This window comes from Kitasatospora sp. NBC_01300 (assembly GCF_041435235.1).
Taxonomy (GTDB): domain Bacteria; phylum Actinomycetota; class Actinomycetes; order Streptomycetales; family Streptomycetaceae; genus Kitasatospora.
In genome coordinates this window covers 140,747-166,581 of sequence record NZ_CP108409.1, presented here as the reverse complement: position 1 = coordinate 166,581, position 25,835 = coordinate 140,747, and the positions used below count along the sequence as shown (strand labels likewise).

The window sequence follows — 25,835 nt, the reverse complement described above, 5'->3', positions numbered from 1 at the left end:
GAGCGAAGGCCGTACACCGACGCTGGGCCTGATGACGGCGCCGACGCCACCTCACCGTGTGTGCACTCACCGGCTTCCCTGTCTCCGCGCTCCGTTCCGGACCAGGGCCGGTGTGGATCGTGTCCGTGTCGATGGCGTGGGGGAGCACGGCGTCGGCGGGTTCGGTGGTGCCGATCTCTGTGAGGCCCGCCGTCCCCGCCGACTCCGTCGGTTCCGTCGGGACCGCAAATTCTTCGGTGCGCTCCCGCACGGGTAACCCCGTTCAGACCTCCAGGACAGGAGAATTTCCTGTCCCGCATGTCGGCGCCGACACCGCAGGGGGCTGCCCGGGGAGGCCGGCCCGGCTGCTGATCCGTTCGGCGCCGCGGTCGCTGCCGGGCACGGGGGCTGTTCGGACCTCGTCGTCCATCGGCAGTCACTCCGTGATGTCCTTGTCGGCGCCCCCTGTGTTCCCTGCGCGCCTGTGGGCTGCTGCGCCCTGCCGGGCTGCTGGTGTTCCGTCAGCGGGCCGGCCGTGGCGGGACACGCCCGTCCGCGGCCGGCCCGCTGAGGGCCTGAGCCGGGCGGTCAGGGTTGCCTACGGGTTTCCGAGGGCGCGCCGGCCCGGCGGGCTGTTCGCAGGCGCTGGTGGCGACGGCGGTCCCGCCACCATTCCAGCCGGTCGTGTGAGGCCTGGGGGAGAACGGCGTTGAGTACGGCCCAGGCCCCGGCTGGCACGGCAAGGAGCAGGATCGCCCACCAAGGGGTGTGGTTGTGGAGCAGGAGGACCGGTGAGATGACACCGGCGGTCCTGGCCAGGGGCAGGGTTCGGTTGCGTTTGTCCACCTGAAGCCTCTCTCTCCTCAACGCCGGCGGGGGCTGCTCGTCCCGCGTGTGACAGCGTTCCTTCACCGAGTCGGGGCGGTGCCGTGTTGGCCAGTTGCGTGCCCCGGGTGGAGAGGTCTCTTCCGTCGGGGTGGAGAGGGACGGAAGGGGTCGTCGGTTACTCAAACTCTACGACGAAGGGGTTGTCGATACTGAGGGACTACTCGGTGAGGTCGCTGGCGAGGACCTCGCCAGCCTGCCGCCAATCGTCCCGGCGGTGCCCGCCGCTCTGGGGTGGCTGTGTCCCGGGGCGCAGCATCGGCTGGGTTGACCACCTGTTAGCGTGCGCGGATGGAAGATCTGGGAGCTGTGGTCTGGCCGCCTGAGCCGGTCAGGACCGGGAGGCTCGTGCTCCGTGAGTCCGAGGTCCGGGACCGTGCGGCGTTCATCGAGCTGCTCGCCTCGCCGGAGGTGCACGCCTACCTCGGCGGCCCCCGGCCGCGTGACGAGCTCGAGCGCGAGATGTCCGGGGCACCCGAGCGGTGGCCCGGGAGTTTCGTCGTCGAGCTCGACGGGGCGATGATCGGCCAGATCCTGCTGAGGAGGGCGACGGGGCATCGCCGTCCGGCCGCCGCGGGGAAGGTCGATCTCGGCTACCTGTTCCTGCCGCGGGCGTGGGGATTCGGGTACGCCGCCGAGGCGTGCACGGCGGCACTCGACTGGCTCGTCGACGCGCTTCCCGGCGAGCCGGTGGTGCTCACCACCCAGAGCGCCAACGTCGGCTCGATGCGTCTGGCGGCGAAGCTGGGGTTCACCGAGGTGGAGCGGTTCGAGGCCTGGGGTGCCGAGCAGTGGCTCGGCATGCGCTCCCCGGTCACGCCGTCCGACTGAGTCTGCGACGCGACCGCCGGGTACCCCCTCCCACCTGCGCGCGGAAGGCACCTGTCGTTCTCTCGTGTCGGAGAGGGTCGCTTCTCGCGCGTCCAGGCGGGCGTGGGCCCGGCGCGAGCGTGTCGGTAGTGGTCGTCGCGACGGATGCGCCGCCCGCGAACTGGCGCGGAGCAGCACGGGCCCCTGTCCCGGTACTCCAGCGGGCTCGGCATCCGAGCGCAATCCCGATCCTTCGGAGGGACCGTCAAGTACCCTGCCAGGCATCGTTCTCGACCGGCTGTTCTGTCGGTGGCGGTGGATAAGGTCCGTATGCCTGTCCGCCGTCCGAAAGAGATGCCCCGATGGTCCGTGTTACACCGCCGCGCCGAGTGGATATCGCCGCGGTCTTCCCGGAACTGGTGCCGTTGGCGCGGCGGACGGCGCGCCTGCACCCACGGTTGGGCGAGCCGACCGTCCACGACAGTTCGGTCGGGGGCCTGTTGCTGTGGCCGGCCAGTGAGCCGTGGCCGGTGTGCGAGGGCCCGCATCCGGAGGAGGACGAGGGCGATCTGCCGGTGTCGATGGCCGATATCCGGCGGCGCCGGGAGCTCTATGAGACCCATCCCGACGACCGGGAGGAGGCGGCCCTGGACGCGACGTCCGCGGGACATCCGTGGAGCCGGAAGCCGAACGCCCTGCTGCCGGTGGCCCAGCTCTACGCGCGCGACATCCCCTCGCTGCCGTGCCCCGAGGGCGCGGACCTGCTGCAGGTGCTGTGGTGCCCGCTGAACCACGATCCGTCGTGGATGCCCGAGGCCAGGGTGGTGTGGCGCTCTTCCCCACAGGTCGACGCGCTGCTGACCGATCCGCCGCTGCCGGCTGACGTGGAGAATTACGGCAACTACGTGCCCGAGCCGTGCGTGCTGCACCCGGAGGTGGTGACGGAGTACCCGGCGCCGCTGGAGCTGGAGGCCGACCTCGCGGACCGGATCGAGGACTGGTGCGAGCGGGAGTTCACCGGCACCGATCCGAGGTACCGGTACGCCGAGGAGTTCCGGGCCTACTACCAGTACGAGCTGTCGGTCGCCCCTGGGTGGAAGGTCGGCGGCTGGGGGCCGTGGAGCTTCCGCGATCCGTCGGTGATCCGGTGCACCGCTTGCGAATCCGCCATGGTGCCGCTGCTGACGATCAGTTCCGGCGTTCTGGACGGCAGCGGCTGGGACCCGGTCGAGGACCGCGACGCGGACGGCGACATCGGCGTCCAGATCGGGCGGAGCTACAATATGCAGCTCTATTACTGCCCGATCTCCTTCGAGCATCCGTGCGGGGAAGTCATGCAGTAACGGCCTTGGGTGAAGTCGGGGTCGGGGCGTGGCTGTTGGCGGTTCGACCGGTGGGTGAGCAGCGAACGGCGTCGCGGGCGAGGACGAGTTCGGCGCTCGTCCGGCAGCGGCGACGGCGGGCCGGGCGTCGTGCGGAGCGGTCGGGGACCAGGCGTCACAACTCACCCAGCCCGTGCGGCCCTTCCACCGTCACGGTCTCACCAGCACCGGGACCGTTCATCCCAAGGCCGCTAATCCGCCTCGCGGTCCCAGGGCGGTAGCCCGCTGGTCGCAGGCTGTCCGAGGTGGTCGCGCAGTTCGTGTCTGCCCAGGTCCGTGAGGGCGAGGGCACGGGTGGTTCCGATCCGGGTCAGCCACCCGGCGGCCAGGGCGTGCCCGCAGAGGGCGGCGCCGACGGCCCCGCCCAGGTGCGGGCGCCGTTCGGTCCAGTCCAGGCAGGCGCGTACCAGCGGTCTGCGGGAGGTGTCGGGCAGTGCGATGCCCAGGTCGTGGAGCCAGGCCGCCCCTTCGGCGGTGAGCGACGGATCGGCTCCCCACTCCAACAGGCCGCGGGCGGCCATCGAGTCGGTGACGGCCAGGCCCAGTTCTCCGGCCAGGTGGTCGTAGCAGAGCCGCGCGCGGGCCAGGGCCCGCTGCCGCCCTGAGCCCGACAGCGAACGCGGCCTGGGGGTGTGGCGCGGTGCGAGTGCGGCGAGGCTCTCGATCAGGGCCATCACGCGCGGATCGGCCATCCGCAGGTAACGGTGGCGTCCGTGGCGTTCCTCGACGAGGAGTCCGCCACGTACGAGCACGTTCAGGTGCTCGGTCGCGGACGAGGCCGCGACACCGGCATGGCGGGCCAGTTCCGTGGCCGTCCAGGCCCGGCCGTCCAGCAGGGCCAGGCAGAAGTCCGCCCTGGTGCCGTCGGCCAGCAGCCTGGCCACGGCGGCCAGGTCCACGCCGACGTCCCGGCCCTCGCGCTGATGGTCCATGTCCCCGATTGTCGTCGATCTCGCTTCGGGCTCGGCCGAAGCGTCCGCGCCCTAACGTCCCGTACCGGCCGAGGCCACCGCGCCCTGCGCCCTGCGCCCTGCGCCCGCACACCGTCCGCCAACCGCCAACCGCCCTGGGAGCTCCATGTCCGCCACCGACAGCACGCCATCGAACCTTCGGCCCGGCATCGGCCTCACGGTCACCGACGCCCCGAAGCCCACCGACGTATCGCTCATCTCCGACGCCCTGGACCGGTTCAACACCGACTCGACAGCCGTCGACGACCGCCGCCCGCTGGCCGTCCTGGTACGTGACGGCGTGACCTCCCAGGTGATCGGTGGCCTGACCGGTCGCACCTCACTCGGGCTGTTCTTCCTCGACCTGTTCTTCCTGCCGGCCGAGTTGCGCCATGGCGGCCTGGGCAGTGAGATCCTGCGCCGGGCCGAAAGCGAGGCCCGCGCACGCGGCTGCCGCACGGCGGTCCTGTACACGATCAGCTTCCAGGCTCCCGGCTTCTACGCGAAGCACGGCTGGCGACGCCTGGGCGAAGTTCCGTGCGACCCGCCGGGCACCAGCAGGGTCTTCATGACCAAGGACCTCGACCTGCCGACAGCCCCCTGAATCCGCAGCACCGCGGTGCCGCGGCCCGCCCGGCCCGCCCGGCCCGCCCGGCGCGGCCGGTTCTGACCGGGCCTCAGGGCCGCAGGTGTGCAGGCCGGTTACGGGGGTGCTCCCGAAACGGGAACCGTTTCCAAAAACCCCGCCATCGATCGGTCAAGGTCTGTCGGAACGCGGCCGTAGCGACCGCCCGCTGCGCCAGGGTGGGCGCCATGAGACTCCTGAAACCCCGTCCTGCCCCGCGCGCGGGCCGGACGCCGTTCCGCGCGCTGCCGCTGATCGCGCTGGTCGTGGCCGGCGCGGTGATATCCCTCGGCACGGTCGTCCCGGCCGCGGCCGCGACCTCCCGGGTCGACCTGAACGTCCTCGTCGTCACCGACGGCAACCCGTGGGTCGAGGGCATCCACAAGCAACTGGTCTCCGAGGGCGTGCCGACCACCGTGGTCGACCTCACCAGCAGCAACCGTGCCACTCTCACGGCGTCCTTCCTCGCCGACGCCCTGGCCGACGGCACACCGCACGGCCACTTCGAGGCCGTCGTCCTGCCCAACGACGCGCCGAGCCAGCTCTCCACCGCCGAACTCTCCGCCCTCACCGGCTACGAGCAGGCGTACCACGTCCGACAGGTCGACTCCTACGTGTGGCCGGGCACCAACACCGGGCTGAACCCGCCCGCGTGGACCGGTTCGCTCGACGCGACCACCGCCACCGCGTCCTCCTCCGCCCGGACCGACGCCTTCCGCTACCTCAACGGCCCGGTGCCGTTCGAGGGCACCGCGGGCGGCAGCGGCTCGTACGGCGCGCTGGCCACGCCGGTGCCCGACAACCCGGCCACCGGCTCGCACTTCGAACCGTTCCTCACCGAGACGGTGCCCGGCACCTCGACGCAGGGCGTGCTCGCGGGCGTCTACACCAGCGGCGGCCGCCAGCAGCTGGTCCTCACCTTCGCGTACAACTACAACCAGCAGCAGTTCCGGCTGCTCGCGCACGGGATCGTCGACTGGGTGACGCGGGGCGTCCACCTGGGCTACTGGCGCAACTACTTCTCGGCGCACATCGACGACCTGTTCAACGCCAACTCCCGGTGGAGCCAGAGCGGCAAGTGCACCCCGGGCGAAGGCGACTGCGCCGCCGGCGTACCGGACACCACGCCCATCCGGATGGCCGCCTCCGACGTCACCGACACGGTGAACTGGCAGCAGCAGAACGGCTACACCCTGGACTTCCTGTTCAACGCCGGCCCGGGTGTCGAGTACCAGGAGGAGCAGGGCGGCGACGACCCGCTGAGCGACGCGCTGCTGGCGAACAAGAACAGCTTCCGGTGGGTCAACCACACCTACGACCACCCGTTCCTGGGCTGCGTGCAGGACTTCTCGGTGATCCCCTGGCGGTGCCAGACCGACGCCTCGGGTGCGATCGAGTACGTCGACCAGCCCACCATCAGCTCCCAGATCACCCAGAACATCCAGTTCGCCCAGGCCAACGGCCTCCCGTTCCGGCCGAACGAGCTGGTCGCGGGCGAGCACTCCGGCACCGTGATGCTGCCGCAGCAGCCCGCCGACAACCCGAACTTCCTGGCCGCGCTGAGCGCCAACAACATCCAGTGGCTCGGCGTCGACGCCTCCCGCGAGAGCGGGCAGCGTCAGATCGCTTCCGCTCTCGGTACCCCGCGCCACCCGGTCAACGTGTTCTACAACGTCTCCACCCAGGCCGACGAGGTGAGCGAGTACAACTGGCTCTACACCTCCAAGGCGAACGGCGGCAGCGGCAACTGCGAGGCCAACCCGGCCACCACGACCTGCATCGCACCGCTGGACCCGAACACCGCCTGGTCGAACTACGTCCTGCCGCTGCAGGTCAGGATCACCCTCGGGTACGTGCTGTCCAACGACCCGCGGCCCTTCTTCATGCACCAGTCCAACCTGACCGACGACAAGCTCGCACTGCAGACCCTCACCGGCATCCTGTCCACCTACCGCACCTGGTTCACCGCGGACACCCCGGTGGTCAACCAGACCCTCACCGACTCCGGCACGGTCCTCCAGCAGCAGGCCGCCTGGCAGCAGGCCCAGAACACGGGCTCGGCCACCGGCTACATCCAGGGCGGCGTGGTCACCCTCCAGGGGACCTCCGGCACCGCCGTGCCGGTCACCGTGCCCGCCGGCACCACCGTCACCGGCGGCGCCACCTTCGGCGCCACGTACGGTGGCGAGCAGTCCGCGAACACCACGCTCGGCGCGACGGCGACCGCACTGACGCTGCCCACGAACGTGTTCGGTACGGTGGCCGACTCGACCCCCACCGGCCAGGGCGCGGAGCTCGCCTCCTACGCCAAGGGCTCCCCGCACGACGTGCGCCGCAACGGCGACGCCATCGTCATCACCGACCCGACCGGCACCCACGTCCTGCCCAAGCTCGCCGGCGCGCCGGAGGAGCAGCTGCACATCGGCGACCACCACCACAACCCGTACAACGCCGTCCCGAAGGCCCCGGCCAAGAAGTAGCCCGCACCCCGTAGCCCGACCCGTAACGCGGCGGCGGGCCGCACGAGCGCTCCCCGGCCCGTGCGGCCCGCCGCCTGCCGTCGGCCCGGCTACGCGGTGCCGACGGTGAGCCGGGTGATGGTCCCGACCACCTCGGTGTCGGTCGCGTCGGGCAGCGAGGCCCGGACGGCCGCCGTGTCACCCGCGGCGTACCGGCTCTGGTTCAAAGTCGTGACCGGGACGGTCACTTCGACATTCGCGCCCGTGCAGTTCGGGGTGAAACGGGCGTAGCCAAGGGCGCCGGACGTACGGTCATCGGCGGTCACGGTCGCGGACGCGACGAAGCCGCCGGCGTCGCAGGAGTACGCGATGGTGACGTTCACCGTCGCCGAGGTGCCACCGGAAACGGTCGCGCCGTCGACCCGTACCCCGGTCCCTGCGTACGCCGGGGCCGCTGCGAGGACTGCTCCCGCGAGCAGTGCGGGTACGCCGAGCAGAGTCACGATCCTGCCGTTCATGATGCCCCTCCCCATGTCGATCACTGGTGTCACACCGTCGACGACGGTACGGACCGGCCGCACGGCGGTCGATCCCGGATTCCTTCCCCGGGGTGATACGCCGGGGCCTGCACCGCCGGCAACACCACCGCCGTGACCTGCAAAACCGACCTGACCATACATCATCAATACTAACTGGCAAGGAACTTGGCTCAGATCCCGGAGGCACTCCACCTGGCCTCTGCGGCGGCGCTGGACACGTCCTGCGCCCGCGCAGCCTGGAGCTCCTGCCGCGGGCCCGGGCCTTGGTGACGAAGACGAAGCGCACCCGGCGCCCGCCAGATAGCCCGGCGGCCTCGCAATCCGGCCTGGCTCCAGCCCCACCCCGTCTCGTCGCCCTGCGACGGCGAGGACCGCAGGCCACCGCCGCCCCGATGTACCTGGTCTGTCCACAGGTGACAGGGAGTTCAGGTGCCGTGGTGGGCGGTGTGTCCGGGCAGGGGGCCGTAGGCGGTGCAGTAGCCGCAGTCGCAGCTGGTGAGGGAGTTGACCTGGCAGTGAGCGGTGGGCCAGGCCCAGGAGGTGCAGGGCCCGGGGTCGACGGCGGCGCTGGAGATCGAGCCGATGCGCGAGAGTGGCGGCGGCCAGGCCCCGGCGAACGAGCTGTTCAGGTCGGTCATCTTGGCCCCGAGCGGGGACACCGTGCGGCGTGAAAACAACAGGCTGGCGCCTGGCGTGGCGCCCTGGTCATTCGGCCGGGGGCATCCACGTCCGGGCGAGTTCCGCGACCCAGGTGACGGCCGCGTCAGGGGTCGGCGGGGGCGCTCCGACGACGACGACCTCGGTGACGCCGGCTGCGGCGAGTTCTGGAAGGTGCTCCGGGTGGCCGTCACTCAGTGCGACAGCGATGGTGAGTTCACCGGGAGTGCGGCCGCGTCGGGCGCACTCGTCGACGAGGACGGCGACGCGTTCGGGGACGTCGGCGACGGGGAGGTTGAAGCCGTACCAGCCGTCGCCGAGTGTGGCCGCGCGGCGCAGGGCGGTGTTGCTGTTGCCGCCGACCACGACCGGGAGTTGGGCGCCGCGCAGCGGCTTTGGGTTGACCCGGATCGCGTCGAAGCGGGTGAACTCCCCGGTGAAGGAGGCGGGGTCCTTGGCCCAGAGGGTGCGCATCGCGGTGAGGTACTCGTCGGTGCGGCGTCCGCGTCCGGTGAAGGGGACGCCGAGGGCGGCGAACTCCTCGGCTGACCAGCCCGTTCCGATGCCGAGGCTGAACCGCCCGGCGGAAAGCCTGTCGAGGGTGGCGGCCTGCTTGGCGACCACCACCGGGTTGTGCTCGGGCAGCAGGAGCACGCCGGTGGCGAGCTCGATCCGGCTGGTGACTGCCGCGGCGAAGCTCAGGGCGAGCAGCGGGTCCAGCCAGTCCGCGTCCGCGGGCACGGCGATCTGGCCGTCCGCGGAGTAGGGGTAACGGGATGCGGGCGTGTCCACGAGCACCACATGCTCACCGCACCACAGCCTGGCGAAGCCATGCGCCTCCGCTGCGGTGGCGACGGCCGCGATCACTTCAGGGCGGGCACCGTTACCGATGCCGAGCGCGTGCAGTCCTACCCGCATTCCCTACCTCCCGGGGCCACCCTAAGCACCAGGCGCGGACGCACGGTGGCATGGCGCGCCGCGGGCGTAGGGACAAGGCATGCCGCGTAGGTGAGCAAGGCCACCGCACCTCCCGGGCTGCGCTGCCGGCCTCGGGCGGGGATGCCGTGCGGCGTGAAAACATGTGGGGCTGGTGCCCGGCCGGTGAGCCTGCGGCAATAGCCGAATCGCCCGGCTACGGTTCGATTCCTCTGAGCCAGGCGGCCACACTGAGGGACTGCTGGAGGGCTGGTCCAAAGAGCGTAGGGTTGGCCTCCGCCATGGCACGGCGGATCGTGACGGCTTCCCGGATGACGGCCAGGCCCTCCTCCCGCCGGCCCATCCCGCCCAGCGGGATGGAGAGGTTGTTGAGGGCTGTGGCGAGGTCGGGCAGGTAGGCGTTCGGATTGGCCTTGGCCAGGGTGCGGTAGTGGCCGGTGGCTTCCTGGATGGCGGCCAGACACTCTGCCCACCGGCCCACCTCACCCAGCCGCATGGAGAGGTTGTTGAGGGACATGGCGAGGTCGGGCACGTAGGCGTTCGGGTTGGCCTCGGCCAGGGCGTGGTAGTGGCCGGTGGCTTCCTGGATGGCGGTCAGACCCTCCTCTCGCCGGCCCACCTCGCCCAGCCGGTTGGAGAGGTTGTTGAGGGACATGGCCAGATCGGGCAGGTAGGCGTTCGGGTTGGCCTCGGCTAGGGCACGGCGGATCGTGACGGCTTCCTGGATGGCGGTCAGGCCCTCCTCCCACCGGCCCGCCTCGCCCAGCCGGTTGGAGAGGTTGTTGAGGGCTGTGGCGAGGTCGGGCAGGTAGGCGTTCGGGTTGGCCTCGGCCAGGGCGTGGTGGTCGTCGGTGGCTTCTTGGATGGCGGCCAGAGCCTCTGCCCGCCGGCCCATGTCGCCCAGCCGGTTGGAGAGGTTGTTGAGGGCTGTGGCGAGGTCGGGCAGGTAGGCGTTCGGGTTGGCCTCGGCCAGGGCGTGGTAGTGGCCGGTGGCTTCTTGGATGGCGGTCAGGCCCTCCTCCCACTGGCCCATGTCGCCCAGCCGGTTGGAGAGGTTGTTGAGGGCTGTGGCGAGGTCGGGCACGTAGGCGTCCGGGTTGGCCTCGGCCAAGGCACGGCGGATCGTGACAGCTTCCTGGATAGCGGCCAGAGCCTCTGCCCGCCGGCCCACCTCGCCCAGCGAGATGGAGAGGTTGTTGAGGGCCCTGGCGAGGTCGGGCAGGTAGGCGTTCGGGTTGGCCTCGGCCAGGGTGCGGTGGTCGTCGGTGGCTTCTTGGATGGCGGCCAGAGCCTCTGCCCGCCGGCCCATGTCGCCCAGCCGGTTGGAGAGGTTGTTGAGGGCTGTGGCGAGGTCGGGCACGTAGGCGTCCGGGTTGGCCTCGGCCAAGGCACGGCGGATCGTGACGGCTTCCTGGATGGCGGCCAGAGCCTCTGCCTGCCGGCCCGCCTCGCCCAGCCGGTTGGAGAGGTTGTTGAGGGCTGTGGCGAGGTCGGGCAGGTAGGCGTTCGGGTTGGCTTCGGCCAGGGCGTGGTAGTGGTCGGTGGCTTCTTGGATGGCGGTCAGGCCCTCCTCCCACTGGCCCGCCTCGCCCAGCCGGTTGGAGAGGTTGTTGAGGGCTGTGGCGAGGTCGGGCAGGTGGGCGTCCGGGTTGGCTTCGGCCAGGGCGTGGTAGTGGTCGGTGGCTTCTTGGATGGCGGCCAGAGCCTCTGCCCGCCGGCCCGCCTCGCCCAGCCGGTTGGAGAGGTTGTTGAGGGCCCTGGCGAGGTCGGGCAGGTGGGCGTTCGGGTTGGCTTCGGCCAGGGCGTGGTAGTGGCCGGTGGCTTCCTGGATGGCGGTCAGGCCCTCCTCCCGCCGGCCCATGTCGCCCAGCCGGATGGAGAGGTTGTTGAGGGACATGGCGAGGTCGGGCAGGTAGCCGTCCGGGTTGGCCTCCGCCAAGGCACGGTAGCGGCCGGTGATGGTGAGAACGAGGCGGGTTGCGGTGGTGGCGAGGCGACGGCTGGCGTGGGGGAACCGGTCGTAGATCGTGGTGAGGGTGTCGAGGGGGGTGTCGGGGCGGGTGGTGACGGCATCAAGGGCATCGATGAGCGGCTGTGGGTGGTCCGTGCGGGTGGCGGTGGCGACGATGTGCTGCGCGAGCTGGTCGTGGCGGCGGACGCACAGGTCGGTGAGCTGCGTGTCGAGTCGGAGGGCGGGATGGGCGGCGGCGCGGGAGTAGACGGTGAGGAGTTGTCCGGTCTGGGTGTCGTCGGCGCCGTCGAGGAGGTGGTCGGCCAGGCGGGGGTCGGTTTCGAGGGTGCGGCCGGTGTGGCGTTCGGCGAGGCGGTCGGGTTGCAGCGCGCCCCAGGGCGGGCTGCTGGTCGAGCTGCCGCCGGTGGCGGGTGGATAGAGGGCGGCGAGCCAGGCGGTGACCCGGTCACGGCGGTCGCGGGACTGGTCGGCGAGCACGGGCAGGCGCCGCCACAGAAGGTCGGCGTGTTCGCGGTCGGCGGCGCCGGCGAGGTGGGCGGCGGCGAGCGCGGTCTCCAGGGTGCTCCTGCTGAGGGCGGGGGTGAGGCCGCGGGCGGTGGCGCTGCTGCGCCAGTAGCGGGCTTCGTGGCCGAGCAGCCGGTCCTCGACGTCCTGCACGTCCTCGTCCCCGGTGCGGTCTGCGGGTTCGGTCCGTGCGGTGTCGAGGAGGTCGGCGAGGGCGGTCATGTGGAGGGTGAGCGCGTTGCCGTAGGTGTCGTCCCGGGCCAACTGCCGTGGCGGCACCAAGGCTGCGGCGGCCGCAGTCCAGTCGTGCTCGGAGAGGCCGGGGACGGTGGGGAGTGCGGTGGCGAGGGCGTGGGCGGCGTCGCGGTAGTGGCCGGTCCGCCGGTCCGGGTCGTCCTCCAGGGGCGTGAGGCGGCGCGTGCGGGCGGTGGCGAGGAGTTCCTCGGCCTGCCGGCTTTCCACCTGGGCCTGCTGCCACCAGTCCCCTGCGGTGCGGGCCAGGAGCAGGAGCTTGAACGGGCTGGCGCCGGGGTGTTCCGCGGCGGCTTCGACGAGGGCGCCGAGCTGTTCGGGGCGGGTCTCGGCATAGTCGAGGACGACCAGCAGGGGCCTGGTCGCCCGCCGCAGTTCCAGCAACTGGTCCCTGCGGGCGCCGGCCCGCGGCCACAGCACCGTCCAGCCCTGGGCTGTGAGTTGCCGGTTGAGGTGGTGGGCGAGGCGGGTTTTCCCTTGGCCGCCGGGGCCGTGCAGCAGCCATGACCCGAACCCGTCCTGTCGGCACCAGGCCTGCAGTTGGGCGAGCAGGTCGTCGCGGCCGTGGAAGGGGACGGTCTGTCGTCCGGCCTCCAGAAGCGCGGCCGGTGTCACCGGGGGGCGTCGGGCCGGGAACTGGGCGGGGTCGGTGATGTCCTGGAACTCGACCGCCTCCAGCCCGGTGGCCACGCCGCCGCCATGGGTGGAGAGGGCGGTGCGGAAGGCGGGGTCGTGGTGGAGGACGTAGGCGGGGACGACGTTGAGCCGGCCGTGGTCCGAGTTCGCCCGGTCGGCGGCGACGACACCGGTCAGGTAGCGGTCGCAGAACACCGCCGCCCCCGACAGGCCGCCCCACGGCGACGTCCCGTCACCCGGCCAGCCGGCGCCGGAGGTACGGAGGTCCATGACGTACTGGTTGCCGACGAAGCCGCTGCCCGGGTTTATCTCCCCGTGCAGTTGCACGGCCTCGATGGCGCGGCCGGGGCGCTGGGCCTCGTCGGGGACGCCCCACGTCTCGCACGCGGTACCGGGGCGGGTCGTGTCCGGCCGCCCCCACCGAACGGGAACGGTGGGGGGCTGCCACTGCGGGGAGTCGTCCACGAGCACGAGCGCCGCGTCGTCACGCCCACCCGGGGTGCCGGCCCACACCACGGTCCCGGCAGCGGTGCCGCTGCCGGCCGGGTGGAAGACCGTCACCCCGGTGCCCAACGGGCCGGTGACGTGCGCAGCCGTCAGGACCAGCCGGCCGCCGACCGCGTACCCCGACCCGTGGCCGTTCGGTCCGTTCACCCCGGTAAGCCGTACCCGCTCCACCCACGCCCCCTACAAGCAGCCCCGCCCGCCGCCCATGGCTGCGACCGGACGACGGGGCGCCGGCCAAGATCCCGGTTCTCAGTCGTTGATGCGCCCGGTGGTGTCGCCGGGCCCGGCCGGGCGCTCCTGCGCGGAGCTGACCAGGAGGTCGCCTCCGTTCGGGCGCTTGGGGGTGAGGGTGAAGGAGACCCGGTGGGTACGGCCGCGGGAAAGCCCGGCCTCGGTCTCCGCCCCTACCGCGAACAGCTTGAAGCCGGCCTTCGCCTTGGCGTCCGCGCGCAGCTCGACCTCGAACTCCATCTCCACCGGCCCCACCGCGAACACCACTCCGGGATCGTCCCCGGCCCGGGCCGCCGCCTTCAGCAGCTCGTCGCGTACCGCAGCCACCGCGTCCGCCAGAGGAACATCCACCAGACCCACCCCACAGTCCTGACATACCGTCACCCGACACCGTAGAACCCGCACCCCCGTCCCCGCAGCCGAAAGCCGCCTTCTGTCGCGGCCGCCCCGGCCCGCCCCGGATCAACAGGACGGGCACGGGCCGCTCCGGCTACGCGCAGGTGTCGAGCATGTCGGCCAGGGTCTGCTGCTCAGCCTGGGGGACGTTGAGGTGGTAGAGGCATCGACCTCGACATGCCCACCTTCAACCGGATCGCTGGACGCACCACCGACACCCGAAGGCCGCCACCATCGTCCGCTCCATGGGCGACGCGTCAGAAGGGCACGTCCGCGCCGGCTTCGCGGAGGTAGGACAGAGCGCGGGACAGGCACTCGTGGGCGGTGGCTCCGTCGGCCCGCATCGGTTGTCTCAACGGACCGCCGCCAGCGGTGAACGTCCATGCGGGCTTCTGGTCCCGCAACCGCTCGGCGTCCACCCTGATCGCGGCGCCCACACCCTGCTCGCCCAGCCACTCCAGGATGAGCAACACCGCATCCTCGATGCCGCTGTCCTGGTCGATCTTCGGCCACCGGCCCCGGCTCACTGTCACAGGCGCGACTCTAGCCGCAACCGGACGAAGGCGGCCGTCCCGATCGGCCGCAGTCTAGGCAAGCCAACGGGCGCTGTGGCGGTGGCGCCCGGGCTCGGTCTCGATGTCCGGTACCAGTCCCGTTCGAAGCAGGCCCAGCTGATGTCGCGTCATTTGACGAGCGCGTCGCTCCTCAACGTAGGAGAGAGCGGCCACCGCCCCTCCTCTCGTATCACCGCGGGCGAAGGAGTACACGGCAACAGACCTCCGTACCTCTTGTGGCAACGGGCGCCGCCCCTCCAGCGCGGCTGAACGCAAGCACTCGGAGCTGTATCGGAGCTCGCGCACCAGGACGGCCCTCCACGGGCTCCCGCGGCGCGAGGCTGCCTGCCCGGAGCGGGCAGCGGTGCGACGAATGTGATGGGCGCTTCTGGCCATGCCCCCACTCGTACCGCAGGGCTTCACCGCGACGCCATCGGTTTTTCCTCGGCCGGCGCAGCAGCGGCCAGCCGGCGAGGTTTCCCCCGTGTCACTGGTTCGGAGAACCCGAGTCGCTGATCACTTCCCGGGTTCGACCCACTGGGACCGCCAGGCCGGCGGGTCGAACGGGTCGGCGAAGTACTGCGTCTCCCGCACCACGCGTCCTGCCGAGAACTCCATGATGCTCACGGTCTGCGTGGGTTTGCCGTCGTAGGTGAGCACGAACTCGGTCACCCAGAGGTCGCCGGATCCGAGGATCCTGCGCACGGTGAAGGTCCGGGCCGCGGGATGTTGGGTGCGCAGTGCCTGGATGTTGCTCCTGCCGCGGATGACCTCGCCGGACTGCGGGTACTCGACGATGACGTCGTCGGCGTAGATGTCGTGTTCCGCGTCCGCGTCACCGTTGTTCGATGCGGCCCAGTGCCGGTCCAGCAGCGCCCGGGCAACCGTCGCTTCCACCGTCATGGCCCTTTCGCTCGGAACACCACGCGTCCGACGTCCTGTGACGCGGGCGCGTGCCTGGGCGGGATCGCTCCAGGACTGGTCACTTGAGGATCTCCAGCATCCGGTTCCCGAGGACCGCGGCCGAGGCCGGGTTCTGTCCGGTCACCAGGTTGCGGTCCTCGACCATGTAGGGCTCCCAGACCGGACCGCGGCTGAAGTTGACCCCGACCTTCGCCTTCACGTCGGTCTCCAGCAGCCACGGCACCTTGGGGGCCAGTCCGACGCCGTCCTCCTCCTCGTCGGTGAAGCAGGTGATGCGGTAGCCCTTGAACGGCGACTCGCCGTGGATCCTGGTGGCCAGCAGCGCGGCGGGGCCGTGACAGACGATGAACAGCGGGTTGCCCGAGGCCAGTTGCCGGGTCAGCAGCCGACCCACGTCGGCGTCCCACGCCAGGTCCGCCATCGGGCCGTGGCCGCCCGGCAGGTAGACCGCGTCGTAGTCCTCCAGGCGCACGTCCGACAGTTGCAGCGGTCGACGCAGCACCTCCGCGGAACGGATGATGGCCTCCAGCTCCAGGGCGCTGTCGTTTCCGCCGACCATCTCGGGGCGCAGGCTCATCATGTCGACGGTCGGTATCACACCGTTGGGCGTCGCGACGACGACCTCGTGGCCGGCGTCCGTGAGGATCTTGTACGGGTTCGCGAACTCCTCGGCCCAGTAGCCGGTCGCGTGCCGCGTGCCGTCCTTCAACACCCAGTAGGCGGCTCCGCTGACGATGAAAAGCACCTTTGCCATGGCAGAGATCCCCTCTCGGACACATGCCAGGAATGGGTTCGGCGGGATGCCCAACGGCGGGATGTTCCACGGCGGGATGCCGCACGCAACCGACCCGCCCCGCCGGTTTTCTCCCCTCGTCCCACGAAACCACGCTAGGCAGCTGCGCCGACCGCGCGCAACCCGGTGCTTCACAGGTGATAGCGCCCCCGGCCCCGGACGCATCCGGTCATATGTCGAGGACCACGTCGGCCGGGGGCGTCGAGCAGCAGATGAGCGCGCTTCCCGTGGCGGGGGGCTCCAGGGGCTGCGGGGCGTACTCGACGTGGCCGGAGAGGAGCGCGGTCTCGCAGGTGTGGCAGATTCCGGTGCGGCAGGACCAGCGCACGGGCACGTCGCACGCCTCGGCGAGTTCGAGCAGCGTCCCGTAGTCGGGGTGCCAGGGGACGACCAGCCCGCTGCGCGCGAAGGCTACGGACGGTCCCGGGCGGCCGGCGGGAGGAGCGGCCGGTTGGTGTGGTGCCCGGGCGGGTCCGGCCACCACACCGGGGGTGAGGGCGGACGTGGCCCCGAAGACCTCGGTGTGGATCCGGGAGGACAGCAGGCCGCAGGCCTGAAGGGCTCCGGTCATGTCCCGCATGAACGCGTTCGGCCCGCAGATGTAGGCGTCGGCGTCCGGGGGCGGCTCCAGGCCGTGGATCCGTTCGGGACTGAACCGCCCGCTGACCGCGTAGTCGACGCCCGGGCGGTCGGCGCCGGACGGGCGGCTGTAGGAGACGAACGACCGGCCTGCGGGCAGTTGGGAGAGCAGTGCGCGCACTTCGCCGGCGAACGGGTGGTTCTCGCCGTCCCGGGCCGCGTGCAGCCACCACACCGCGCGCTGCGAGTGCTCCGCGGCCAGGGCGTGCAGCATGGCCAGGACCGGGGTGGCGCCGACACCGGCGGACAGCAGCAGGACCGGAGTGTCCGCGTCCGCGAGCAGGAACGTGCCGCGCGGAGCGGCGACATCGAGGACGTCACCCACCGTCACGTGCTGACGCAGGTAGGTGCTGGCGACGCCGTTCGGCTCCTGCTTGACACTGATGCGGTACATTTCCGCGCCCGGTCGGCCGGAGAGCGAGTAGTTGCGGATGACCGGGGAGGCCTCCGGGTCCGGCCGCAGGCGGACCGTGAGGAACTGCCCCGGCAGAGCGGCGGGGAGCGGTTCGCCGTCGACCGCCGCCAGAGTGAGCGAGAAGATGTCCGAGCTCTCCGGCTCGATGCGGGCGACTTCGAGCCGACGGAACCCGGGCCAGGCCGGCGGCGGACTGCTGGTGGTCAGCCCGCGGTTTCCGCCCGCGGCGCCGGAGCCGCGGTCCTCGTCGTCGAGCAGGGCCCGTAGCGACGTCTTCCAGCCGGGGCTCAACGCGCTGATGCGCAGGGCCCGTTCGAGCTGTGGCCGGGCGTGGCCGGGCAGGTAGAGCAGCGCGTCGATCTCCGCGACGGTCATCTCCTCGGGGCCCGAGGCGATCTTCACGATCTCGTCGCCGGCCCGCACCGGCCCTTCGGTCAGCACCCGCATGTAGAAGCCCGGGCGGCGATGGGACACCAGCAGGGCGGCCATCTGCGGCTCGCCGAGCCGCAACCCCACGCGGTAACACGTCACGCGGGGTTGGGTGACCTCGAAGACCGCACCGCCGATCCCGTAGCGGTCACCGATGCACACCTCGTCGTCGGCGAGTCCGTCCACGGTGAGGTTCTCGCCGAACTGGCCGTACGTGAAGTCGTCCCGCTTCAGGTGCTCCTGCCAATGGAGGTAGGAGCTCAACTGGTACACCAGCACGGCGCGTTGCTCGCCGCCGTGCCCGGCGAGGTCGCCCTGCCCGTCGCCGTCCAGGTTGAGCCGGCGCGCCATTACGGGCCCGGCGACGGGGTACTTCCAGATGCCGGTGCGGGTGGTCCTGCCCTGCCAGGGGACGTCCTTGGGCATGCCGACGTTCACGGCGATCAGAACGGCCATGACCTGCGCTCCTCCCGCGCTCGACAGGCCGGTGCCTGCCTCCAGGGTCGTACGGTCGGTCGCCGGCCGCACCCGAAGGGCTCTGCGCGGCGCTGGGGCGCGGCGACGAGTAGAGTGAAAACCGGTGGGTGCCGTCGCCGGACGCGTACCGCAGGCGCGGGTAGGCCGCCGCCGTCGAGGCGATCATGAACCTCGACGATCATGCACCTCGAACAGGCCTCGTTCGTCACCGGCGAGGTCCTGTGCGTCGACGGCGGCCAGAGCGCCGGCTTCTGGAAGAACCGGGATCGGGAGCGATCGACCTATGCGCACGCGCAAGCAGCTGACTCCGCTCGGAGCTGTCGGTGCGGGCCTGGCGGCGGGAGTGGTCGGCACCGTCTGCATGGACGCCGTGAGGTTCCTGCGCCAGCGCCGGGCCGGTGGTGAACGCAGCGCCCTGCACTGGGAGTTCGCCCCGGTCCGCACCTGGCAGGAGGCGCCGGACCCAGGGCAGGTCGGAAAGCGCCTGGTCGAGGCCTTCACCCGGCGCGAGCTGCCGGACAGCGCGGCGTTCCCCGTCAGCACGTTCATGCACTGGTCGTACGGGGTGGGCAACGCGGCCTTCTACGGCGCCGTCAGCGCCTCGCTGCGCAAACCCCGCGTCGTGTACGGGCTCCCGTACGGTGCGCTCGTGTGGCTCAGCGGATACGTGGTGCTTCCGGTCGCGGGACTCTACAAACCCATCTGGAAATACGACGCCAAGACGCTGGGCGATGACCTGACCGCCCACCTCGCCTACGGCCTCGGCACCAGCAGCGCCTTCTGGTTGCTGAGCAGGGTTCCCGTGTTCTCACGACGGCTGTAGTTCGCGATCCGGCCGGTGCCGGTCGGCGAGGTGGGGCGAGGCCGGGCCGGATGCCAGGACCAGACGGTGGCCTGCTCGGATGCCGGTTCCCCGCCGGCTCGCGCGGAGCGTGGCGACACCCGGGGTTCTCATGGGCTCGCTACCTCGAAGCGACCGGGTATGGGCGTCTAATTGTGGTTTGTCATGATTTTTCATCAGGTGTCCTGTGTCGCTTGCGCCTTGTCGCGCAGGGGGCGCGGGGCGCTTTGCTGTGAGGAGAGGTGAACCTGCGGATGAGCACTCGTACTCGTGGACAGGGCGATCTGCCGTGGTACCGGGTCAGCCGTCAGTGGCCCGGGGCCGTGTCCAACAGGGCCCCGGCTGGTGCCGTCGTCGTGTCCGATCCGGTCGGCGCGGGCGGGCGGCGCGGGGAGCGCGGTGCGGGGGTGGTGTCGGTGGGGAGCGCGCTGCTGTCCGGCATGGCGCTGCTGGCGGCCACGGCTCCGCCGGTGGCGGCCGCGCCGGTCGGGGCCGTGCCGGTGCGGGCGCAGCTGGCTGATCCGTCGCAGACCTTCACCTTCACCGGCGCATCGCAGACCCTGACGGTTCCGGCGGCGGCAGTGGTGACGATCACCGCGGACGGCGCCGGCGGCGCCGACAACACCGGCACCGCCTGTTCCGTCACGGGGGCCGGTGGGACGGGGGCACGGGTGGTGACCACCTTGCCGCAGACCACCACGGCGACGACCTTCACCATCAACGTCGGCGGCACCGGCGGCAAGGGCTGCAACGGCACGGGGACGCCGGGTGCCGGCGGGTTCAACGGCGGTGCCCCAGGGGGAGGTTTTCCGCTCACCGGCTTTCACTTCGAGGGCCCGGGTGGGGGCGGGGCCTCCAGTGTCAGCACGGGCGGCTCCCTGCTGGTGGTCGCCGGGGGCGGCGGCGCGGCCGGCGGCACCGGAGCGGGCTCCAGCGGAGGGAACGGAGGCAACGGCGGGACGACGCCGGACGCCACCGGCGGCACCGCGGGAAGCGCCACCGGCCCCGGGGCCTCGCCGGGGCAGGGCGGGGGCGGTGGCCGCACCAGTACGAGCACCGGGGGTGCCGGCGGGGCCGCCGGCACCGTTCCGTCCTGTCTGGTCGTGAACGGCGGGCTGGGGAGCGGGTTCTCGGGTGCCACGGTCGGTACCGGTGGCGCTGGGGGCAGCTTCGACGGCGGCTGCGCCGCCAGTACCATCGCTGCTGGTGGCGGCGGCGGGGGCGGGTACTTCGCCGGCGGGGGCGGCGGCAGCGGCGCCGTCAACAGGACGGGCACCTCGGCAGGTGGGGGAGGGGGCGGTGGGGGCAGCAGCTTCGCCACCCCCACGGGTAGCGGCACGAGCTATGCGCTCTCGACGATCGGGACGGCGAACCACAGCGGCCAGGTGATCATCTCCTACACGGTCCCGTCCCTGACCATCACCAAGACCCACGCCAGGCACTTCATCCAGGGGCGGGACGGCACCTACACCATCGCCGTCGGCAACGCCGCCGGGGCCGCTCCGACCGACGGCACCACGGTCACCGTGCACGACACCCTCCCCCCGGGGCTCAAGGCCGACAGCATCAGCGGCACGGGCTGGACCTGTGACCGGAGCACGCTCACCTGCACCCGCAGTGACGCCCTCCCCGCCGGGAGCAGCTACCCGCCCATCACGCTGCAGGTCGACGTCTCCTGCCGGGCCGACGACGAGGTCACGAACACCGCGACCGTCACCGGGGGCGGCGACACCACCACCCACACCGCCACCGACCCGACCAGGATCAAGCACCACGAGCACGACGAACACGACGAGTACGACATGCGCTGCGACCACCACGAGCACTGGTAGACCAGCCCGGGGTCCGACGGGAGGAAGCACCGGCCGCCAGCACGGTGGCCGGTGCTTCTCGCTGTCCGGCGAGGGGCCCGAAGGTGCTTGCACTGCCCGCTCCCGGAGGGCCCTGGGCGGGGCCGCCGGTCCGGTGCGGATGCGCGTTGGGCCATTGGTGTGCAGGGTGGATGGGTACGGTCCGGGCCGCCCGGCGGCGGCAGTCCGTCCAGCCGGGGATGCGCTCGGTGGGCGGGTGACCGCCCGGCCGCCGGTGGACTTCCCGGGAGCGCCGTCGATGACCGAAGGAGACACCATGCCCACCTGGAAGGTCCTTCGCCGGGCTCTGGCCCCGACCGCCCTCGCCGCTGTGTTGGCCATGCCGTTCACGATGCCGTCGCCGGCGCTCGCCACGGGGGCCTTCGCCCCGCAGGTGGTGACCGCTGTCGCGCCGGTCTCGTTCGTCGGCCTGCCCGACCGGCCGCTGCCGTCCGACCACTCGGCGCACCCGATCACGGTCACCTACCGCAACGACTCGTCGGCGGACCGGACCGTCGCCCCGCAGATCCTCGTCGAGTCTCCGGACGACGGGCCCTTCCTCGCGCCGACGGACATCAAGCTCGAGGTCCTGAGCGGCGGCCACTGGAAGACCGTGCGGCTGGCCAGCGAGACCGGCACGCTGTACACCGACCTCACCCGGGCGAAGCTGGTCCTCCACAGCCATCACACCCTCACCCAGCGGTACCGGCTCACCGTCGTCAACGCCGGCCCGGGCACGGTTCAGCCCAGGATCGCGCTGTACTCCTGACCTTCGGGGCTTCGCCGGCCGCATGAGCCGCGTGGGCCGCATGGAGCGCATCGAGATGCCCGGCGACTCGCACACGGCCACGAACGACGCCGGGCTGTCTTCGGAGCGGGGGATTCCGGCGGGACGGGCGTCTCGGGGGCCGGCCGGGATCCCGTGACGGCTTCGCGCCCTGCCCGCCTGCCGCCGTGCCGACCAGGCGGCCGACAGCCGCGGTGACGCCCTGTGGTGCCGTTCCCGCGCCGGCCGGGTGTGGTGGCGGTCTCAATGGCGGCCGATCGGTGGTGACTCGGCGTGGTGGCGGCAGGCCGGTCGGTGATGGCGCCGGGGCTGGGGTCGTGAGTGCGCTCACATGCGAATGCGGTGTACGACGACGGATAGTGGTGTCCGTTTTGCACTATTTTGCAACCATTTGGCGGGTTCTTGGGGGGCGTTTGCGCAGGCAGAGCGGTGTCGGCACGCTCCGGGCGGCTCGCCTCTCGAACCAGTACCGGTCTGTCCGCTACGACGGCGGGTCGTAGCGAGGGGGTCTTGGCGAGGGCCGATCCGGTCTGGCAACTTGGCATTCATCGCCAGCCACACCGGCTCCTGTCCCACCGGTGAACGGCTTATCGCCGAGTCACATCCCGCGACCGTTCGGCCCCTGTCCGGCCACGGTCGAGGCGGGGAGTGACACCGGCCCAACTGATTGAGGTCTTCTGTATATGCCCGCTTTCAAGTTCCGCATGCGTACCACTGCCGTGATTCTTGCCGGTGCCGCCGGTGTGACCGCCCTGGGTGCCGCCGTGGTCCCCGCCGTCGCCTCGGCCGCGGACGCCTCCCCGCAGGCCATCGCCGCGCAGATCGTGCCGGCGGACCAGCTCGCCTCGTTCAGCCAGATCATCTCCCACGAGTCGGGCTGGAACGTCACGGCGACCAACCCGAGCTCGGGCTCCTACGGTCTGGGCCAGGCGCTGCCGGCCTCCAAGATGGCCTCGGCCGGTGCGGACTGGAAGACCAACCCGTCCACCCAGATCAAGTGGTCGCTGGACTACATGAACACCCGCTACGGCAGCCCGAACGCGGCTTGGACCTTCTGGCAGGCCAACCACTGGTACTAAGCCGACCATTCGGCTTCCCCTCACCCCGGGGGTCGGACAGGGGCAACCGGAGTGACCCACGAGGGCCTGTTCCCGCGCATCTGCGCGGGAACAGGCCCTCGTGCCGTTTCCGGGACGCTCGAAACACCGCGATCGGCAGCAGTGCACCTGCGGCGGCGCCCACGCCCCCGGTGCCGCAAACCGCCCGGCGAGCCTGACCGGCCCGCAGGGCTGTCACGGACCGCCCGGGCCGGGGGCAGGCGGAAGCCGGTTCGGGTCAGCCGAGCTCGTTCTTGTGGACGACGCCGTCCTTGACGATCAGTCGCAGGTTGCGTTCGGGGTCGGCGAGGACGGACAGGTCGGTGGTCGGGTCGCCGTCGACGACCAGGAGGTCGGCCCATGCTCCCGGCGCGATGACGCCGAGCGGCGCGGCGCGGTAGGGGTCCCGGCGGCCGGACAGGCGGAACAGCTCGGCGTTGCCGGAGGTGGCCGTCCGCAGGGCCTCGACCGGGCTGAGGTAGCTGCCGAGCCGGACGAGCATCTCGTTCTGCTGGTGGGCCTTACCGGGGTCGAGCACCAGGTCGGTGCCGAAGGCCAGCCGAACGCCGTGCTTCACCGCCCAGCCGATGGTGCGGGCGACGCCTTCGCACACTTCGCGGTTCTTGCGGTCGCTGTCCGGAGAGGCGTAGTGGTGGTCGTCGACCTCGAACGGCTGGGTGCTCAGCCACACGCCCTGCTCCGCGAGGTGGCGGATGGTGTCCTCGTCGACGAGGTGTCCGTGCTCGATGCAGCGCACGCCGGCCCGCACCGCGCGGCGGACGCCTTCGGAGGTGTAGACGTGCACGGTCACGTAGGTGCCCCAGTCGGAGGCCGCGGCGACGGCGGCCTCCAGCTCGGCCGTGGTGAACTGCAGGACGTCCAGCGGGTCGAACTCGGAGATGACGCCGCCGCCGGCCATCAGCTTGATCTGGGTGGCACCCTTCTTCAGCTGCTCGCGCACCGCGGCGAGCACCCGTTCCGGCCCGTCGGCGACCCGGGTGAACCCGATCTGCTCGGTCCGGGCCGGCGGCCCGCCCAGGGCGGTGGGGGCGTCGTGGACCGTCCCGAAGTCGCCGTGGCCGGCGGTCTGGGAGACGGCCGCCTGGCTCGGGTAGATCCGTGGGCCCGGGAACAGCCCGCGGTCCAGCACGCGCCGCAGAGGTTCGGTGTCTCCGGCCAGGTCCCGCACGGTGGTGAAGCCGCGCATCAGCATGTCGCGGGCCGCGGCCAGGGCCTGGTAGTGGAGGGTGCCGGTCGGTGCGAGCCGGAGCTCCGCCATGGTGCTGCCGATCGCGAACAGGTGGACGTGCGCGTCGGTGAGGCCGGGCAGGAGGGTGCGGCCTCCGCCGTCGAGCACCGTCGCGCCTCCGGCGAGGCCGGGCGGGAGGGGTCGGCCCAGCACCACCTCTTCGATCCTGTCCCGTTGGACCCGGACGTGCCCCGGGACCGACTCCGCTCCGATCCCGTCGAAGACGCGCACGTTCGTCACCAGCAGCCCGGCACCCGAGTCGTCGACATGCATGCCGTCATCTTCGGCTGGTCACGGGGCCGGGACCAGTGGGACAGGCCGATCCGACGGGGCGACGCTCTCACCAGTTGATCGACAGTGTCCGGTGGGGCCTGATGGTCGAGGGCGCGGCCCAGGCGCCGCGCCCGACGGGCGGCGGGAACCCGGAAATCGCGACTAATCACTAAATAATATTATCTGCCAAGTTTATTGGCACACCTACCATCATTCGTTGCGAATGATGGTTCGGATTGCACTCGAACGAGTGAATCATGTTGAGAATGTTTGGTTTTGGTGAGCCCAACTCGACTACGGTGACGGAAGATCGGGCGGTGGACCCCATCGGCGAGGAATTCGGTTCGGCGGGAAATCCGCGACGGGAACCGGTCATCCGGCGAGAGGGGTGCTTCCGTCCGTCCTGCTGTGCGCGCTCCGGAGCCCGAAGCGCCCCGGGTCCCCTGTCATCCGTCTGCGTAGAGAGGCTCGAACACCATGCCGCCCGTAGTTCCGCCGTTCCTGATCGGTCTCGTCGTCGCGCCGCTGGCCAAGCGCCTCCTCAAGCCACTGGTACGCGGCGTCGTCAAGACGTCCGTCGGCATCGTCATGGAGGTGAGGAAGGCCGCCCACGAGGCCGGGGAGAACATCCACGACCTCGCGGCCGAGGTGGCCGCCGACGTTGTGGCGGCTCAGGGCACCTCGGGGGACGGCCGGCGCGCCGCCGAGAATGCGGCCCCGGTCGAGAAGAAGACCGAGGTGACGGACGCGGGCGAGGCAGAGGCGAGGACCCCGAAGATCCGTGCGACCGTCGGTGCCGGAAAGGCGAACTGACACACCGGCGCGACCTGGCCCGCCGCCTGGACGCACACCGTGACCGAGCTCGCGAGCTGGGTCCGCGCGGTGGTCGGCCGCGGGCCCTCCGGCCGCACCGGCCGCCCGTTCAGAATTTCCACTCCGTCACATTGATCCGTCGTGCCCGATGGCGGATCGCCCGTGACCTCCGCAAACAGGTGATCGTACACATGCCATCTCTGCTGGGCGTCGCAGCCGGATTCCGCTCCATGGATCTGGACGCGAGCCCGCGCTCGGTCATTCCGGGCCGCCAGCGCCGGGACGTCAGACCGGTTCTCGGACGGCCCCGGCCGGCCGAAGTCCGCGCCGCGACCCTGCGCCGCGTCCCAGGGGTCGCCGAGGCCCAGGCGACCCCGATCACCGGTGGGGTCCTCGTCCGGCACGAACCGCAGACGCCTGCCGCGGATGCCGGCCGGATCCTGCGCCGGGCGGCAGCTTCGGCGCCTCGGACGAGGCCGTCGTCGAGACTGCCACGATGTCCGAGGCGCACGCCTTCATCGCGACGCTGCCGGACGGCTCTGACACGGTGATCGGCGAACGCGGTGCCGCGCTCTCGGGGGGCCGGCGGCAGCGGATCGCCCTGGCGCGCGCGATCCTCAAGGACGCGACGGTCGTGGTCCTCGACGAGGCGACCTCCGCTGTGGACAACGAGATCGGGGCCGTCATCCGGCGCACGCTGCGCGGCTTCGCGGCCGACCGGACGATGGCGGTCATCGCCCACCGGCTCTCCACGGTCCGCCACGCCGACCGGATCTGCGTCATGGACCGGGGCGGTGTGGTGGCCGAGCAGGGCACCCACAAACTTCACGGACTCGACGCATCCCTGTGGCAGCTCCAGACCGGCGAACTCGCCGCCTGACACCGCAGCAGCCGCGCCACCCGCCCGCCGACCGTGTGACGCCACCGCGGTCGGCGTGGCCCCGACGCGCCCCGGCGCGCCTGCCCGCCCACAC

At 71.5% G+C, this 25,835-nt stretch carries 20 protein-coding genes and 1 pseudogene; 10 read left to right on the top strand and 11 right to left on the bottom strand.

The annotated features are described in order from the left end of the window. Positions 1–1,155: 1,155 nt before the first annotated feature. Together OG556_RS34385 and OG556_RS34380 are read left to right on the top strand one after the other, a co-directional pair. Positions 1,156–1,695 carry a GNAT family N-acetyltransferase gene (locus tag OG556_RS34385; protein ID WP_331743063.1) on the top strand — a complete coding sequence of 180 codons (540 nt, stop codon included), beginning with the start codon at positions 1,156–1,158 and terminating at the stop codon, positions 1,693–1,695. A gap of 368 nt (positions 1,696–2,063) precedes the next feature. Beyond that, complete coding sequence (locus OG556_RS34380; protein ID WP_371523067.1) at positions 2,064–3,017, top strand: hypothetical protein; 954 nt, start codon at positions 2,064–2,066, stop codon at positions 3,015–3,017. Positions 3,018–3,247: 230 nt separating this feature from the next. On the opposite strand, the gene OG556_RS34375 is transcribed toward OG556_RS34380, so the two are convergent. Then, positions 3,248–3,988, bottom strand: coding sequence for a winged helix-turn-helix domain-containing protein (locus tag OG556_RS34375; RefSeq protein WP_331743057.1), 741 nt, complete (start codon positions 3,986–3,988; stop codon positions 3,248–3,250). A gap of 145 nt (positions 3,989–4,133) precedes the next feature. Here OG556_RS34375 and OG556_RS34370 point away from each other — a divergent pair, with 145 nt between their 5' ends. After that, positions 4,134–4,610, top strand: coding sequence for a GNAT family N-acetyltransferase (locus tag OG556_RS34370; RefSeq protein WP_331743054.1), 477 nt, complete (start codon positions 4,134–4,136; stop codon positions 4,608–4,610). A gap of 209 nt (positions 4,611–4,819) precedes the next feature. Continuing rightward, positions 4,820–7,111, top strand: a complete 2,292-nt coding sequence (locus tag OG556_RS34365; RefSeq protein WP_331743051.1) for a hypothetical protein — start codon at positions 4,820–4,822, stop codon at positions 7,109–7,111. An 89-nt stretch (positions 7,112–7,200) separates the two neighbouring features. On the opposite strand, the gene OG556_RS34360 is transcribed toward OG556_RS34365, so the two are convergent. The 9 genes from OG556_RS34360 to OG556_RS34320 form a co-directional block, all read right to left on the bottom strand. After that, positions 7,201–7,671: a hypothetical protein gene (locus OG556_RS34360; RefSeq protein ID WP_371523066.1), complete on the bottom strand. Its 471-nt coding sequence runs from the start codon at positions 7,669–7,671 to the stop codon at positions 7,201–7,203. Between the two features lie 383 nt (positions 7,672–8,054). After that, positions 8,055–8,267: a hypothetical protein gene (locus OG556_RS34355; RefSeq protein WP_331743046.1), complete on the bottom strand. Its 213-nt coding sequence runs from the start codon at positions 8,265–8,267 to the stop codon at positions 8,055–8,057. Positions 8,268–8,334: 67 nt separating this feature from the next. Continuing rightward, positions 8,335–9,204: an LLM class F420-dependent oxidoreductase gene (locus OG556_RS34350; protein ID WP_331743043.1), complete on the bottom strand. Its 870-nt coding sequence runs from the start codon at positions 9,202–9,204 to the stop codon at positions 8,335–8,337. A gap of 214 nt (positions 9,205–9,418) precedes the next feature. Continuing rightward, positions 9,419–13,240 (bottom strand): tetratricopeptide repeat protein, encoded by a 3,822-nt coding sequence (locus tag OG556_RS34345; RefSeq protein ID WP_331743040.1) that lies wholly within the window; start codon positions 13,238–13,240, stop codon positions 9,419–9,421. A gap of 102 nt (positions 13,241–13,342) precedes the next feature. Next, the gene (locus OG556_RS34340; RefSeq protein WP_331743037.1) at positions 13,343–13,675 is read right to left on the bottom strand and encodes a trypco2 family protein; all 333 of its coding nucleotides are present in this window, start codon (positions 13,673–13,675) and stop codon (positions 13,343–13,345) included. A 302-nt stretch (positions 13,676–13,977) separates the two neighbouring features. Continuing rightward, positions 13,978–14,253 (bottom strand): hypothetical protein, encoded by a 276-nt coding sequence (locus tag OG556_RS34335; protein ID WP_331743034.1) that lies wholly within the window; start codon positions 14,251–14,253, stop codon positions 13,978–13,980. A gap of 537 nt (positions 14,254–14,790) precedes the next feature. Next, the gene (locus tag OG556_RS34330) at positions 14,791–15,177 is read right to left on the bottom strand and encodes a nuclear transport factor 2 family protein (protein ID WP_331743031.1); all 387 of its coding nucleotides are present in this window, start codon (positions 15,175–15,177) and stop codon (positions 14,791–14,793) included. A gap of 79 nt (positions 15,178–15,256) precedes the next feature. Then, the gene (locus OG556_RS34325) at positions 15,257–15,952 is read right to left on the bottom strand and encodes a type 1 glutamine amidotransferase domain-containing protein (protein ID WP_331743028.1); all 696 of its coding nucleotides are present in this window, start codon (positions 15,950–15,952) and stop codon (positions 15,257–15,259) included. Between the two features lie 208 nt (positions 15,953–16,160). Further along, positions 16,161–17,930, bottom strand: coding sequence for an MOSC and FAD-binding oxidoreductase domain-containing protein (locus OG556_RS34320; RefSeq protein ID WP_331743025.1), 1,770 nt, complete (start codon positions 17,928–17,930; stop codon positions 16,161–16,163). Positions 17,931–18,234: 304 nt separating this feature from the next. Here OG556_RS34320 and OG556_RS34315 point away from each other — a divergent pair, with 304 nt between their 5' ends. The 4 genes from OG556_RS34315 to OG556_RS34300 all read left to right on the top strand — a co-directional run bounded on the left by OG556_RS34315 (position 18,235) and on the right by OG556_RS34300 (position 22,508). Further along, positions 18,235–18,774 (top strand): hypothetical protein, encoded by a 540-nt coding sequence (locus OG556_RS34315; protein WP_331743022.1) that lies wholly within the window; start codon positions 18,235–18,237, stop codon positions 18,772–18,774. 374 nt (positions 18,775–19,148) lie between these two features. Then, positions 19,149–20,624, top strand: coding sequence for a hypothetical protein (locus OG556_RS34310; protein ID WP_371523065.1), 1,476 nt, complete (start codon positions 19,149–19,151; stop codon positions 20,622–20,624). 295 nt (positions 20,625–20,919) lie between these two features. Next, positions 20,920–21,411, top strand: coding sequence for a signal peptide protein (locus tag OG556_RS34305; RefSeq protein ID WP_331743017.1), 492 nt, complete (start codon positions 20,920–20,922; stop codon positions 21,409–21,411). 722 nt (positions 21,412–22,133) lie between these two features. After that, the gene (locus OG556_RS34300) at positions 22,134–22,508 is read left to right on the top strand and encodes a transglycosylase SLT domain-containing protein (protein ID WP_331743014.1); all 375 of its coding nucleotides are present in this window, start codon (positions 22,134–22,136) and stop codon (positions 22,506–22,508) included. 256 nt (positions 22,509–22,764) lie between these two features. On the opposite strand, the gene OG556_RS34295 is transcribed toward OG556_RS34300, so the two are convergent. Next, the gene (locus tag OG556_RS34295) at positions 22,765–24,048 is read right to left on the bottom strand and encodes an amidohydrolase family protein (protein ID WP_331743011.1); all 1,284 of its coding nucleotides are present in this window, start codon (positions 24,046–24,048) and stop codon (positions 22,765–22,767) included. A gap of 477 nt (positions 24,049–24,525) precedes the next feature. Between OG556_RS34295 and OG556_RS34290 the strand changes: the two genes are divergently transcribed. Further along, positions 24,526–24,861 (top strand): DUF5132 domain-containing protein, encoded by a 336-nt coding sequence (locus OG556_RS34290; RefSeq protein WP_331743008.1) that lies wholly within the window; start codon positions 24,526–24,528, stop codon positions 24,859–24,861. 451 nt (positions 24,862–25,312) lie between these two features. Continuing rightward, a pseudogene (locus tag OG556_RS34285) lies at positions 25,313–25,741 on the top strand (ATP-binding cassette domain-containing protein); the annotation flags it as partial. Positions 25,742–25,835 lie beyond the last annotated feature (94 nt).